Genomic DNA, 14,555 nt, shown 5'->3' with positions numbered 1-14,555 from the left:
GGTAAACTACCCCTTTTGACTGATCACAGTTCCTGCTTCTTTATCGATGTTTTCTAAGTTTTCGATAGAAGTAATGATTGCTTTCCGTTTGTCATCACCTTTTACGAAGTCTAAGGCAGCTTCGATTTTTGGTAGCATACTACCAGCAGCAAAGTGACCTTCTTTAATGTATTCTTCTGCTTCGGCTACACTGATTTGTTCTAATGCTTTTTGATCTGGTTGATTGTAATTAATGTAGATGTTATCAACGCCTGTCAAAATAATCAAACGGTCTGCATCAACGTTTTCAGCTAAAACACGTGCAGAGAAATCTTTGTCGTTAACCGCTTCCACGCCTACGTATTGTCCGTCTTCTGCTACGACCGGAATGCCCCCGCCACCAGAACAGATAGTTAAAACGTCCGCCTCTACTAAAGCACGAACCGCCTCTTTTTCAACAATTTCTTTAGGCATTGGTGATGGAACAACTTTTCGGTAGCCACGGCCAGCATCTTCCACATACGTAGAGCCATCTTTAGCTGCTTCCGCGTCAGCTTCTTCTTTTGTATAGAATGGACCAATTGGTTTGGATGGTTTTTTAAACGAAGGATCTTCTTTGTCCACACGCACTTGCGTAACTACAGAGATAACTGGTTTAGCAATGTTACGTTTTTCAAACTCATTAGTTAAAGCATTTTGTAACCAGTAACCGATGCTTCCTTGTGTCATCGCAACACAAGTATCCAATTTCAACGCTGGATTTTTTTCACTTTCGCCTGCTTTTTGTTGTAAAAGCAAATTCCCTACTTGTGGTCCGTTTCCGTGACAGACAATGACTTGTTCCCCTTTGGCAACAAATTCTGCAATATATTTGGCCGCGTGATTAACGACGGCTTTTTGGCCTTCATCTGTTGGATCCGTATCTAAAATAGCATTCCCACCTAGGGCAATTACGTTTAAACTCATTGATTGATTCGCTCCTTTTTAATAAAGCAAAGACAAAATCTTTTCAGTATCGACGGATAAGAAATAATTTGTTTACGAAATGAAAGATTTTGTCTTGCTCATTTTGATTGTTTCAGTCATTATCGAAGGGATAATTAACCTAATTTCGGTTTACTCTCATCTTTAGCTAAGAAAGCAAAAGCTAGTAAACCAATAACTAATAGTACACAAGAAAGATAGAAGCCAACTTGCATTGAGCCTGCTGTATCTGCTAAATATCCTGTGACATACGGTGCTAAGATTGACCCTGACATCCCGATAAAATTATAGGCACTTAACGTTGTTCCTAAGGCCGCTTTTGGTGCATGTTTGGTAACAAAAGTCACCATAATTGGATCTAACGCTAATTTCCCTGTTAACCCATAAAGAATTAAAACAGAAATTAACAATGTCCGATTTGTTACAAAAGCAATCGCAAAGACAGATAGGATTGCTAAAGGTACTAATGTAAAGACTAATTTTTTCGTCGCACCTGTTTTATCATTCAAACGAGCGAAGATTAAGGCGCCTGGAATAGAGGCCCATGGTACAAGTGATGAAATGAAACCAACGCTCGCTCCTGTAAAGCCACGTTCAGCAATTAAAAATTGTGGCAACCAAGTAATAATGACAAAGTTTGCATAAATACTTGTGAAACATAAAATAAATGCGGCTAATAAATTACGATTTGAGAAAATTTCTTTTAATGAGATCTTTTCTTGTGGTCCTTCTTCAGCAGCTGCTCGTGCAGCTTCTTCACCAGGACGAATCACTTTTTCTTTCAAAATTGTATAGAAAAGAATTCCTACGATAAACGTTGGAATCGCCATGATAAAGAATGGTTTGCTCCAATGTTCACCATTTTCTAAAACCAACTTACTTGAAAGTAGGTACCCACCTGATGTACCGAAGGCCATCCCACTATTGATGATGGCATTACCGATGGTCCGTTTACTAGCTGGAATCGCTTCTGTCGATAGCGCATATTGTGGGCCATAGTAAGCTCCTTGACCAATACCAGCAATTGCACGAATGACTAAAAACATAACAAAGGTTGTCGCTAATCCACTAAAATAAGTAGAAATAGCAAGAACGATAAACCCAACAGCAATGACTAATTTCCGCCCAATTTTATCGCCAATCATCCCAAAAGGAATCTGTGCAACAGCATAGGTTAGAAAGAAGATACTATTGGCTAAACCAAGTTGTGTGTTACTTAGACCAAATTGTTCTCCAATGACCCCCATCACTGGATTAAAAATAGTTCGTGTTGCGTACATTAAAATCCAGCCTACGAAGAAAATGGCTACGACTTTAATCCAGTAACTATTGCTCACTTGCACTGCTTGATTTTTTTTACTATTCTCCATGTCTTCTCCTCACTTCTCATCTAACTCTACAGATTGTAAAGCTAGTAACATTCCAAATGACATATCTTTACCAGAGGAATGTCCGATTTGTATAATTCTGTCAATATTTTCGTCAACTCTATTATCCCGATGGTTCTCCAAATCCAAGAGTAACTGATACAACAATGAATTTACATATCCTTTAGCCGAGCTTGCAATATAGCCTTTACTAACATCTGTTGTGGATAAATTTGCTGCCGAAAGAGTAGCGGCTAACGCCGCAGCTCTTTCATCAGCAAGTATGAACAAAATTGTTTGATACGCCACTAAAATGTCATCACCACTCGGGGTTAACCCTTTGCCCCGACCAATCAGATAATTCGTTACTTCTTGCCATTCCGATAGTGTCCAAACTTTTTGTTTTTGACTCATTTTTTTGAAAATATGCTTTGCTCGTTCGTCTAAAGGCAGGCCAATTCTACGTTCTAAGTTTCTCGCTAATAAGCGGTCTCGCAACAAGCGTAATTGGTCTTTTTCTAACTTGAAATGAGTAATGTTTAAAGAAACGACCTCGGCAGGTGTGAGTTGGATCGTTTTCACGCCGACTGTACTGTAAAAGGTCAACTGATTTTCTGTGATTTTGACTTTATTACCTTGTTGTACATACGGAAAGATTTCTTGAAACAATTGATCTGGCAAAAACATACCAAAGCTTGATAAATAATTATGGAAGTTTGCAACATTGATTAATTGATCCTGGACTTTCAGATTAAATGAACGTTCAAAAACACTGTGAATGGTTCCCATCTTGCCATATTGGTGGATAGGAAAAATGTAGTCACTAATAACTAGTTGGTTATTCAACCGTAATGCCTAGTTTCTCAGCATACGCTTCTAGGGCTTTTTCAAAACAGCCTAGAGGTGCTCTAACTGTCCCTGCACCAATTTGACCAACACCGGCATTTTTGTGTGCAATCCCTGTATTGATGATTGGTGTAATTCCTAATTCCACCACTTTACGGATATCAATTCCTAAACAAGTTCCTTGGAAATCCCAAGTTGGAATTGAGAATGTTGGGTTGTGTCCTTCACAGATTTTTGCCATTTCATTTGAGGTTGCTAACGCATCTTCAAAGCCACCTGCACCAACAAACCGTGTTACGCCAGGTGCAGCTACCATAGCCATTGCTCCAACGCCTACTGTTTCAGTAATTGCACTATCCCCGACATCAGGATTTCCGTCTTCTTCGCTGAAACCAGTGAAGTAAAGACCTTTTGGTGTATTTACTGGTGCGGTATGCCATTGATCGCCTGTTTCTGCAATCCGGACCCCAAAGTTCACGCCGTTACGAGTCATCGTTGTGACAATCGTTCCGTTGGTATCTTTACGGGCACCATCAACAATTGCTTTTCCAGTTGCCATCATGACATTTAAGAAGAATTGATCTGTGTCAGCTAAGAATTTGATTACTTCGTATTTTTGATCTTCTGGAATATCTGTTTTGATAATTAATGGAGACAATTCTTTTAAGAAGTTCAATGATGCGGCAATATTTCTTTGGTGGAACTCGTCACCCATTGTAATAGAGCGCGCAATCAATACGTTTAAGTTCAAGCCTTCTTCAGAAAGTTTCAAGGCTTTCGCAATAGTTGGTCCTAAAACATCTTTAATCCAATCTAAACGATCAACCACTTCTTGTGAATAAGCACCAAAACGCAATACTTTACCGATACCTTCATTCAAGATACAGTATGCTTCGTTACCTTCTAAGCGATTTTCCACAACAAAGACTGGCATATTACCAGAAGTAATACCGCCCATTGGTCCTACTGCTTTTACATGGTGACAAGGAATGAAACGTACTTCGCCAGCTTCAAAAATCTTCAAAGCATCTTCTTCATTGTCTGCCCAACGTTCGAATAATGCAGCTCCGATACAAGCACCTTTCATTGGTCCAGTCATTTCAGACCATTGGATTGGTGGTCCAGCATGAAGTAATGTTTTTTGTGCGTCATCATTTAATTCTGGAATCACTGATTTCGCAGGTACCACATCTACTAAGAATGGTTGTGCATTTTTAATTTTGTCTGTTACTTTGTGATTTTCAGCTTCGATTTGTTCACTGTAATCTTCCAAAGCATCCAAAATTTTAATCATTTTTTTATTGCCGTTAGCACGTGGACGCCAGTTAAATTGAACAGTTTCGCCACCGTAATCAACGATTGATTCTGTAAAGCTTTGCAACCCAACGTTAATGATTCTTGGTTTGGTTGTTAATAGTTCCATTACTTTTTCGCCTGGTTTTGGTACATCGACAGTTGGTCCGTTGTAAGCAACCACTTCTTTATCGTCTTCTGAAATTTCGATTCCTTTTAGCAATAAAGCTAATTGAACAGCTTTAGCATTGCTTTCTGCAACTAAAACGCCGCCTTCTTTCAAGCGATCAACCGACGATTGGTAATTTTGCGGATCTTTCGTCGTCCCACAAACAGTTGCAACAAAGTAAAGATCACGTCCGGCTTCTTTGGCTGTGGCACGCGCTTCTTCAATTGCTGGTAACAATGCACCAACCATGTCTTCATGAGCACCGTAGCCTAACACCACATCGAATAAGATAATCCCCGTTTTTTCATCTTGTGCGTATTCACGAATTTTTTCGATACGAACATCTGGGTCAATCATTGGGTGCGGACGACCTTGTGTATACATATCATCGCCTAAGTCAATGACTTCATAACCGTGAGATTTCAAGACATAACCTTCTGCTTTCACTAAACCGCCAAGGTCTAAAGCTTCAGAAATTAACATACCTGCTTCAGAAGCTAATGTACCACCTGAATATAAGCCTTTTACAACTTTATCTTCTGGTAATGTTGGTACAGCTGGTTTTGCTAATGCTTCAAAGTAATTTTTCTTCACGGCCACATCATTTGCTAAATCAACAGCAATTTTAGCTGTTTCTTCTAATGTATGAGCTAGATAAACTTTGCCTTCGTGACTTGTTGGTTTTTCTCCTAAGAAAATCGCAACGACTGGTTTTGAAATGCTTTGTAATAATTCAACCACTTCATCACGAACTTCTTTTGCAGGTGGTTTAGAAATAACTGTAATCACATCGGTTGGTTCGTGATTTTCTAAAGCCACAATAGCATCTTTCACTGTGATAGCGCCTACTTTGTCGCTTAAGTCACGACCACCAGTTCCAATGGCGTGAACAACTCCGCCACCTAAGCGGTCAATAATCGTTGTAACTTCTTGAATCCCTGTTCCTGAAGCACCAACAACGCCAATGTTTCCTGGAGAAACAACATTTGTAAAGGCGATTGGAATACTTGAGATAATACCAGTTCCACAGTCAGGCCCCATCATTAGTAAGCCTTTTTCATGCGCTAATTTTTTCAAACGTACTTCATCTTCAATTGACACATTATCCGTGAAAGAGAACACGTGTAAATCATTTTTTAAGGCACGTTCCATTTCTGGCGCACCATATTCACCAGGAATACTGAATAGCGCTACATTCGCCTCTGGTAAAAGATCAAACGCTTCTGACCAAGAAGTCGCTGCTTGTGCTTCTTCACTAGTTCCCTTTGCTGATAAATCATCTAAGAATTCATCAATCGCTGGCATAACTTCTTCCATGATGTTTTCTTTTTCACTGTCAACCACAATCATCATGTCGTTTGCAGATGCACTATTGGCCTCATCCGTTAACAAGTTTGTGTTGTTAAGGATGTCTTTGTTGGCATCTGTTCCCATCATGATTTGACTCATGGTTACACCATCTAATGCATTGATTTTATTGGTCAATAACATTAAATTGATGGAGTCTTGGTAATTGTTTTTCAAAATTACTGTGTGTAACATTGTTCATCCTCCTATCTATTCCTTACAATGCTATTGTATCGAAATGAGAAAGTGTTTTCATCGGACATAATTCTAAAAAAATGGTATAATTTTTATCCATAAGAGGAAAAAAGGAGAAAACGATGAAATTAAGAGAGTTATTATCGATAGGTGACTTAAAAAAAGGTAAAATTTTGACGAAAGAGATTGGTTTAGACAATGAAGTTGACTCGGCAATGGTCTTAGAAGCGATTGATATCGAGAACTGGAGTAGAAAGAATCAGTTAATTTTGACTTCTTTCTACGCATTGCATGATCTACCCGAAAAAGAGTTGGAAAATTTTTTCGTAAAGATGCGCCGAATTGGCATCAGCGGCTTAATTTTGAAAACAGATCGATTCATTAAAATGATTCCAGAGTGGTTTATCGAATTATGTTTCAATTATGAAATTCCTTTAATTAAAATCACACAAGACATTAGCTATGAAAAAATTCTGTTTACGATTTACGAGCCTTTGTTGAATTATCAGTCGCATGTCTTACGTACGTATTACGATGTGCGCCAACGTTTCACCAAATTAGAGCGCCACTACCCAACGGTTGAGACGATTATGCAAGAATTTTATGACATCATTAAATTACCCTTCGCTTTAAAAATGTTGGATAAACATCTGGAAATTAGCGATGGCGACTTACCCCATGATGCGATTGTGCTCTCAAGAGAAAAACTAAAAAACAGTGAGTTCACTAAAAATGATTATTCTCTTTTAACACTTTATTCTCATGCCAACCCCAAAAAACAGTTGGCACTAGAAGTTTCTATTTTCAATAGTTATTCCACTAATTGTTTACTTCTGGTTTATTTACAAGATGAAAAGGTTAAAGAAACGGATTTAGTGATTATCGAAAATGCGATTGATGTCTTACAAGAAAAATTCAATACCGAAAATTTATTAAAAAAAGAACGGTATACTCGTTTGAACAACTTAGCGGATGCTATTTTACAAAATACACCGCAAAATCCTGACGAGCTAAACAGTTTGCTTCGTGAAGTGCAAATGCAAGAACTAGATTCTTACCAAGCGATTGCTTTTTCTACTAAAGACACCAATACACAACTCATGAAAGAACGAATTATTGCCTTACTTCGTACCCTGCGTGTGAAATCCATCTTCTTTGATCAGCTAAATTATTCGGCGGTCCTTTTTAACTTCAATGAAAGTGATGGAAAAATTACCAAGCTGCAATTAAGTCGTTTATTAGCTGAACTTTTAGAAGAAAACGACACGCTTACCGTTGCCGTCAGCAGTTTAAAATCACGAGAAGGGATTAAAGAGCTACTGATTGAATGTCTGGACATTCTGCGCTTTAATGAAACTTTTTATAACGGACCAATTGTCACCTTAGCCGATATTGGGGTATTTAAAAATTTTATCCGCGAAGACCAATTGGAAAATTTAGACGAATTAATTCCTCGCGCACTTTATCAATTAGCCGAAAATAACTACGATTTGTTTGAAACCTTGTACAGTTTTTTCCAAAATAATCGCAATTATAAACAGACCTCTGAAGCGATGTTCCTCCATTCAAAAACGATTCGTTATCGTTTAAACAAAGTGGAACAACTTCTTGATATTGACTTAGCCAATCCCTTGCAATTGTTAAATTATGAAATTGCCACATACATTATAAAGATGAGGAGACGTGCACTTGAAAAACAATCAAACACTCGCTAATGGCGCAGCAGTTACTATCTACCCCACTACGACTGAACCAACGAACTATGTCGTCTATTTACACGGTGGCGGGATGATTTATGGAACCAAAAGTGATTTACCAGAAGAACTGAAGGAGCTGTTTACAAGCAATGGCTATACCGTTTTAGCACTGGACTATTTGTTGGCTCCAAATACAAAAATCGATCACATCTTAGGGACGCTAACAGAAACCTTCCAATTGCTAAACGAAGAGATTATTCAAAATCAGCCCTTTGGTTTGTGCGGACGTTCCGCTGGCGGTTATTTAATGTTACAGTTAACCAAACAATTACAAACACTAAATTTGACGCCACAATTTTTAGTCAATTTTTACGGCTATACAGATTTAGAATTTATTAAAGAGCCACGGAAATTATTAAAGCAAGCCATTTCCGCTAAAGAAATAGCTGTTATCGACCAAACGAAGCCTGTTTGGGATGATCCTTTTCTTTCTCGCTATCTGCTGTATCATTACAGTATTCAGCAAACGCTATTGCCGCACTTTTACGGATTACCAGAAAATGGGGACTGGTCTGCTTACGCACTGTCAGACGAAACATTAAAAACTTTTCCACCTTGTTTCAGTACAGCTAGCAGTTCAGACGAAGAAGTGCCGTTCCGCTATAGCAAAAAAATCGGACGGACCATTCCTGAGAGTACCTTTAAAGCGGTTTACTATTTAGAACATGATTTTTTAAAACAAACCAAAGATCCTTCGGTCATCACTTTATTTGAGCAATTGGATAGCTGGTTGAAGGAACGATAAGCATAACAAAAAAAGAAGCGAGAAATCTCGCTTCTTTTTGTTATTTTTGATAAAGTATGGTTCCTTTTACCACACTGATTTCCACCGGTGTCTGACGAGCGACAAAAGCCGCCGCACATTCTGCTTCAGTGAGTAAGTAAGTTGCTTCAGCACCAACTTGCGGCCAATTTGCTTGCCCTTGTTCGTCTAAAGTTGTGACACCATCTGTCACTAAGCCCAATAATTGGGTTAAAGCATCTTGATCTTTCACATTAAAAAGTTCACCTAAACGAGCCAATTTTTCTTGTAATGAACCATCACCATAGGGAGACCAGCAATCGTAGATATTGTCACAACCAAGATGGACATTGACTCCATGACGTAACAATTCCATAATTGGCGGAATCGTATTAGGTGTGATTGGCACGCTGGAATTAATATGAATTTTTTCTGCTGCTAAAGCATCATAAACTTCGGCACGTTCTTCACCAATGAAATCATTTAACCCGAAGGCATGGCTGATAAATACTTTGTCTTGTAGGCCATATTCTTTCGTTAAACGGATAATTTCTTTAATCGTTGTTGTCCCAGCTTCGTGACGGTCATGTAAATGAATATCCACACCGACACCATGTTTATCTGCTAAGCGGAATGTTTCAGCCAATGATTTTTTGTAATCACCATCTAGTGAATAAGGATCCACGCCACCAATAAAATCGGCACCTTTTGCCAATGCTTGATCAACTAATTCAACGGAATCTGAACGTAGTAAGCCGTGCTGTGGAAAGACGACAATTTCTACCGCAAATGGTTTCGTTTGGGCCAATGCTTGGACTTCATCAAAATAACGTAAGTCTGTCATCGGTTCCACGTCGACATGTGTTCTGAAAGCTGTCGCGCCATGTGGTAATTCTAAGTCGATTAAATGGTTGGCGCGTTCAGTTAAAGAAAGTTCTAAACTATCTAAATAAGGAATTTCTGTTTCGACACGTTCCACAATTGACTTCGCTGGTGTCACCGGATACCACGGAACACCTAGTTTACTTTTATCAAAGTGACAATGTTTTTCAATCAAACCTGGTAAAATCAATTGATGGTGACCATCAATAATTGTCAACCCAGGTTCTTCTACCAATTCTTCATTGGGAATGATTTTCGTAAATACTCCATCTGTTACTTCAATTGCTACTTCTTTGGTTACTGTCCCAGATAACCAGTCACCTTCTTTTTGATACCCTGTTTCAATTCGAACATTTTTTAACCAATAATTCATGCTTTCCTTCACTCCTACCTGTATTTATTCCTTCCCGAAAGGACACAATACTTAGTTGTACTGTGCTAAAATTTTACTAATTTCCGTATAACCTTTTTGCTTGGCATAGTCCATTGCTGTTCGACCAGAATTGTCTTTAATGGATTGATCCGCACCATTTTCCATTAACAATTTTACAATATCTTGGTAAAGTTGGTTCCCTTCACGTAACCCCACTGCCTCAATCAACGCTGTATAGCCAAAGTCATTTTGGAAATCTATGTCTTCTCGTCCATCTTCTAACAAGAGCTTCACATTGTCAATATGTCCTTTTTCAGCTGCCGGAATTAACGCATTGCCACCGTAACGGTTATGCTTATTTAAATCTGGGGTCGCATTTTTTAACATATACGCTAAAATCTCCGTACGTCCTTGCGCTCCCGCATAAAGATAGGGACTATCACTAATGCTATTTTGCAGATTAATATCGGCACCCCGATCAATCAACGCTTTTGCAATCTCAATGTCATTATTGTGAACAGCGATATTGAGCGGTGTGTTGCCTTCTGTGTCGACTTCATCCACTTGATAAGTAGTATTTTGTAAAATTTCCTTGACCTTCTTCGTATCTCGTTGATTGGCTGCTTCTAAAAGCGCACCCACTTCATAGGTCTTCATCGGTTCTTTCACTTCCTCTTTTGATGTTGTTTGAGCCACCGAACGGGTTGTACTGGTGCTTTCAGTTTTTGCACTACTTTGAGTAGTCACCGTTTGACTATTTTTTGACGCTGCGGAGGGTGTTTCTCCTCCTTGACACGCAGCAAGTAATGGAATGGTCACGACACTTAATAGCCCCATTAAAATTTTTTTGTTCATTGTGCTCAACTTCCTTTCCTCGAGAGAAATATGAGATTTTTCTCCAGTGGTTCTAATCTAACGAATCTTTTTTTATTTGTCGATTAAAACGCTTTCTCTGTTTTTCTATTTTAAAAAGAGAGAAACCAAAAGAAGTCGAAACTTTTTTTGGTTTCCATTCGTATGTTTTGTTCTTAAAAGGTAAATTCAGGATTAAAAGTTCCTTGGTATGGTTCATGTTCCACATAGACTTGGATATCGTTTCCTTCGTTATCTTTACCCATTCGTGTGTACGTAAAACGATTATCATTCAATTCTGTTAATTCTAAGACAGCACCATAGCGATTGGTTCCAATCGAAACATGGGCACGGAATTTATTTTGATTTCCTACTTTAAAGTAGCCATAGTCGCCACGAGTTTCACCAGTTTGTAAATTGAAAAATTCATATTTGCTGCTATCTTGGTCAAATTTCGCTAAGCTGATAAAGTTTTGGTTGGCCGAAGTTACGTCATTGCCATCTTTATCCACTACTTTTGTGCCATTCCAAAGAAGTTGCGGTGTCCCATCAAAGGAAGTTTTACCAATAATTTCATCCCCTTGTCGATTTACATCAATCTGGCCTGTTTGTTCTGTCATGGCACGGCGTCCATTCGTGAATTCTAGTGTTCTGGGACGATTATTGGGGTATGGCTGCGGACGACCATAAACTGGTCCTGAGGTTGCTTTGTTTTCTACGAAAACTTCAATATCATTTCCGTTTTTATCTTTCCCCATCTGTCTATACGTAAAAGTATCTTGGTATAAAGTTCTAAGTGGGTATACACCTTGATAATTTTTGGTTTCAGAAATAATTACAAGACGGGAAACATCTGTAATACCAGCGGTCATAAAGAAGGTTCCTTCATCTCCTGTTGATTCTCCAGTCTCTTTATCAAAAAATTCATAGAAACTAGTGGTTGCATCAAATTTGATTGCATGTAATAGGTTTTGATTTTCATCTGTTAAGTCATTCCCGTTTCGATCATAAACGCGTGTTCCAGCCCAATCTTTTTCTGATAATCCTTCATCTTGTCTAATACCAACTGAACGTAAATACTCAGGTAAATCCCCTAAATTATTGGGATTGTCTACGCTTTGAGGAACGTATGCTTCTGCCGTCAAAGCCCCTCCTGCTCCACCAACTAATAACGCACTTAAAGCCAACAACGTAATTGTACCAACGATTTTTTTCTTCATAAACGACTACTCCCTTTCCTTTTGATAATTTAAGGATAGCAAGTAGTTATTAACTCCACCTGTCCATAATATGAACAAATTATTAAATAATAATCATTATAATTATCTTAATAATAATATTTAATTATAACTAATAACAATTTATTTATAGAAGAAGAAGAGAAAACAAAAGAACGTTGAGGGACGTTCTTTTGTTAAATAAGAGAGAAGACAAGAGACTTTTAGAAAGTAAAGGCTGGATGATATGCGCCTTGGTAAGGTTCATGTTCCACGAACACTTGAATATCATTACCAGCATTATCTTTACCCATTCGAGTATACGTAAATCGATCATTGTTTAGTTCCGTTAATTCTAGCGCTGCACCGTAGCGATTCGTACCAATAGATACATGGGCCCGAATCTTGTTATTGTCCACCACTTGGAAGTACCCAAAGTCGCCGCGGGTTTCACCTGTTTGTAAATTGAAAAATTCATATTTACTTGTGTTTGGATCAAATTTCGCTAAACTAATGAAATTTTGATTGGCCGCTGTCACATCATTCCCGTTTTTATCTACGACTTTTGTGCCATTCCACAAGGTTGTTCCTAAAATTTTATCCCCTGATTTATTTGTCACAATTTTGCCAGTTTGATTGGTTAATGCTTCACGTCCATTTGTAAAAGCTAATTTTTTCCCATGATAAGGGATGTGTTCCACGTAAACTTCAACATCATTCCCCAGTTTATCTTTCCCTAAACGCTTGTAAGTAAATTTGTCTTTACTCACTTCGGTTAAATCCACTACGGCTTGATAATTTTGTGTCCGCGAAATTAAAATTCGTTTTGTGCCATCACCCGTCACAAAAAATGTTCCTTCGTCACCACGGGTTTCCCCAGTGTTTTTGTCGAAAAACTCGTAAAAACCGGTTTCACCATCATATTTTGCTAACCCAATAAAATTAGCATTTTCTGCCGTTAAATCATTACCTGCAGCATCATAAACTCGGGTTCCTTGCCAGTCCGTGCCAGATAAAATCTTAGTCACCTTATCGCCTTTTGTTTGGCCATTGTTTTGATGTTTGCCTAAATTTGCTGTAGCACTATTTGGATTGGCTGCATGACCTGCAAATGCTGGACTTGCATAACCTGCTATAAGTAACGTACTTAATGTTACTAAAGTAATCGAACTTAATACTTTCTTTTTCATAAAGCATCGCTCCTTTTCTTTGATAAACCTATCTTAACAAACGATTCTAAACTACCACTGTCAGAAAAATGAACAATTTATAAACGATTAAAAACAACTATAAACTATTTTTTTGTTAAAAATGAAGCGGTCAAAAGAATCCTTTACTTCCTTTTGACCGCTTCATCCACTCGTGATTGACCAATTAGAACGTGAAGTCTGGCGTAAAGTCTCCTTCATATGGTTCATGTTCTACAAAGACTTTAATTTCTTTGCCATTGTTGTCTTTACCCATTCGTGTATACGTAAAACGTTTATCATTTAATTCTGTTAATTCTAACGCAGCTCCATATTTATTGTCACCAATTGAAACGTGGGCCCGGATTTTGTTATTATCAATTACTTGGAAGTAACCAAAATCTCCACGGGTTTTACCCGTTTCTAAATCAAAGAATTCATATTTACTTGTTTTATTATCAAATTTCGCTAAACTAATAAACATTTTATTTGCTTCAGTAACATCGTTACCGTCTTCATCTAAAACTTTCGTGCCATTCCATAATGTAGCCCCTAAAATGTCATCCCCAGGTTCACTGGTAACAATCTTGCCAGTTTCTGTTTCTAAATCTTTACGGCCATTCGTAAAGGTTAATTTCTCGTCAGAATAAGGGATATGTTCTACAAAGACTTCTACATCTTTCCCGTCTTTATCTTTACCCATTCGCTTATAGGTAAATTTATCTTTCGTCACTTCCGTTAAATCGACCACCGCTTGATAGTTTTGTGTATCCGAAATTAAGATACGCTTTTCGCCATCGTCTGTCACAAAGAATGTGCCTTCATCGCCACGGGTTTCACCTGTTTCTTTGTCGAAAAATTCATAAAAACCTGTTTCACCATCATATTTTGCTAAACCAATAAAATTAGCATTTTCTGCTGTTAAATCATTATTGTTTTTGTCGTAAACTTTTGTGCCTTGCCAATCAGTACTGGATAAAATTTCTGTTAATTCTTGTCCTTTTGATTGCTCTTTAGCTGCTTCTGCTGAACTAGAGACTGCAGTGCTTGAGCTAGCTGCACTTGATTTATCTGTTGCAGAGTTGGCTCCGCCAGCACAGCCTGCAATCAACAACGTACTAAAGGTTAATAAGGTAATCGTACTAAAAACTTTTTTCTTTTTCATAGTTGGTAATCCCCTTTTTTCTTTTTGATATACCTAGAATAGCAAAGCCTTATAAACTCCTACTTGCCGAAAAATGAACAAATTATAAACAAATGAAAAAAAGTTAATAACAATACTAGCTTTTTTTTGTTCACTTGTAATACACTATAAGTAAGAAATAGATTAAAACCACTAGGAGGGACGCTTTTGACCATTAAACG

The 14,555-nt window shown here is 38.0% G+C and carries 11 protein-coding genes; 2 read left to right on the top strand and 9 right to left on the bottom strand.

Going from position 1 to position 14,555, the window contains the following annotated elements; all coding sequences use genetic code 11:
* Window positions 1-6: 6 nt before the first annotated feature.
* The 4 genes from arcC to fdrA all read right to left on the bottom strand — a co-directional run bounded on the left by arcC (window position 7) and on the right by fdrA (window position 6,180).
* Window positions 7-945, bottom strand: coding sequence for a carbamate kinase (gene arcC / locus IGL90_RS01525; RefSeq protein WP_002355252.1), 939 nt, complete (start codon window positions 943-945; stop codon window positions 7-9).
* Window positions 946-1,079: 134 nt separating this feature from the next.
* Window positions 1,080-2,333 (bottom strand): MFS transporter, encoded by a 1,254-nt coding sequence (locus tag IGL90_RS01520; protein WP_002355251.1) that lies wholly within the window; start codon window positions 2,331-2,333, stop codon window positions 1,080-1,082.
* Between the two features lie 9 nt (window positions 2,334-2,342).
* A complete protein-coding gene (locus IGL90_RS01515; RefSeq protein WP_002355250.1) occupies window positions 2,343-3,176 on the bottom strand; it encodes a DUF2877 domain-containing protein in 834 nt (277 codons plus the stop codon).
* A complete protein-coding gene (gene fdrA, locus IGL90_RS01510; protein WP_002355249.1) occupies window positions 3,169-6,180 on the bottom strand; it encodes a DUF1116 domain-containing protein in 3,012 nt (1,003 codons plus the stop codon). Before fdrA ends, IGL90_RS01515 begins: the two co-directional genes overlap by 8 nt.
* A 122-nt stretch (window positions 6,181-6,302) precedes the next feature.
* Here fdrA and IGL90_RS01505 point away from each other — a divergent pair, with 122 nt between their 5' ends.
* Window positions 6,303-7,895 carry a PucR family transcriptional regulator gene (locus IGL90_RS01505; protein WP_002355248.1) on the top strand — a complete coding sequence of 531 codons (1,593 nt, stop codon included), beginning with the start codon at window positions 6,303-6,305 and terminating at the stop codon, window positions 7,893-7,895.
* Complete coding sequence (locus tag IGL90_RS01500; RefSeq protein ID WP_048737134.1) at window positions 7,870-8,682, top strand: alpha/beta hydrolase; 813 nt, start codon at window positions 7,870-7,872, stop codon at window positions 8,680-8,682. Before IGL90_RS01505 ends, IGL90_RS01500 begins: the two co-directional genes overlap by 26 nt.
* A gap of 40 nt (window positions 8,683-8,722) precedes the next feature.
* Here IGL90_RS01500 and IGL90_RS01495 read toward each other — a convergent pair whose 3' ends face one another.
* The 5 genes from IGL90_RS01495 to IGL90_RS01475 form a co-directional block, all read right to left on the bottom strand.
* On the bottom strand, window positions 8,723-9,934 hold the full coding sequence (locus IGL90_RS01495) for an amidohydrolase family protein (protein WP_048737136.1): 1,212 nt from the start codon (window positions 9,932-9,934) through the stop codon (window positions 8,723-8,725).
* A 51-nt stretch (window positions 9,935-9,985) separates the two neighbouring features.
* Window positions 9,986-10,789, bottom strand: a complete 804-nt coding sequence (locus IGL90_RS01490) for an ankyrin repeat domain-containing protein (protein ID WP_010824369.1) — start codon at window positions 10,787-10,789, stop codon at window positions 9,986-9,988.
* A gap of 173 nt (window positions 10,790-10,962) precedes the next feature.
* Window positions 10,963-12,006 (bottom strand): DUF4822 domain-containing protein, encoded by a 1,044-nt coding sequence (locus IGL90_RS01485; RefSeq protein ID WP_002387660.1) that lies wholly within the window; start codon window positions 12,004-12,006, stop codon window positions 10,963-10,965.
* A gap of 221 nt (window positions 12,007-12,227) precedes the next feature.
* Window positions 12,228-13,193: a DUF4822 domain-containing protein gene (locus tag IGL90_RS01480; RefSeq protein WP_048737139.1), complete on the bottom strand. Its 966-nt coding sequence runs from the start codon at window positions 13,191-13,193 to the stop codon at window positions 12,228-12,230.
* 184 nt (window positions 13,194-13,377) lie between these two features.
* Window positions 13,378-14,355 carry a DUF4822 domain-containing protein gene (locus IGL90_RS01475; protein WP_016618112.1) on the bottom strand — a complete coding sequence of 326 codons (978 nt, stop codon included), beginning with the start codon at window positions 14,353-14,355 and terminating at the stop codon, window positions 13,378-13,380.
* Between the last annotated feature and the right edge of the window lie 200 nt (window positions 14,356-14,555).

Origin of the sequence: Enterococcus sp. DIV1307a (assembly GCF_050537425.1) — a bacterium.
GTDB lineage: Bacteria > Bacillota > Bacilli > Lactobacillales > Enterococcaceae > Enterococcus > Enterococcus faecalis.
The sequence above is the reverse complement of the archived record's forward strand: the minus strand, read 5'-3'. Positions and strand labels throughout refer to the sequence as shown.

Excerpts from the sequence above, each read along its gene's own strand:
- arcC (WP_002355252.1), bottom strand. The coding sequence starts at position 945 with ATGAGTTTAAACGTAATTGCCCTAGGTGGGAATGCTATTTTAGATACG.
- IGL90_RS01520 (WP_002355251.1), bottom strand. The coding sequence starts at position 2,333 with ATGGAGAATAGTAAAAAAAATCAAGCAGTGCAAGTGAGCAATAGTTAC.
- fdrA (WP_002355249.1), bottom strand. The coding sequence starts at position 6,180 with ATGTTACACACAGTAATTTTGAAAAACAATTACCAAGACTCCATCAAT.
- IGL90_RS01505 (WP_002355248.1), top strand. The coding sequence starts at position 6,303 with ATGAAATTAAGAGAGTTATTATCGATAGGTGACTTAAAAAAAGGTAAA.
- IGL90_RS01495 (WP_048737136.1), bottom strand. The coding sequence starts at position 9,934 with ATGAATTATTGGTTAAAAAATGTTCGAATTGAAACAGGGTATCAAAAA.
- IGL90_RS01490 (WP_010824369.1), bottom strand. The coding sequence starts at position 10,789 with ATGAACAAAAAAATTTTAATGGGGCTATTAAGTGTCGTGACCATTCCA.
- IGL90_RS01485 (WP_002387660.1), bottom strand. The coding sequence starts at position 12,006 with ATGAAGAAAAAAATCGTTGGTACAATTACGTTGTTGGCTTTAAGTGCG.
- IGL90_RS01480 (WP_048737139.1), bottom strand. The coding sequence starts at position 13,193 with ATGAAAAAGAAAGTATTAAGTTCGATTACTTTAGTAACATTAAGTACG.
- IGL90_RS01475 (WP_016618112.1), bottom strand. The coding sequence starts at position 14,355 with ATGAAAAAGAAAAAAGTTTTTAGTACGATTACCTTATTAACCTTTAGT.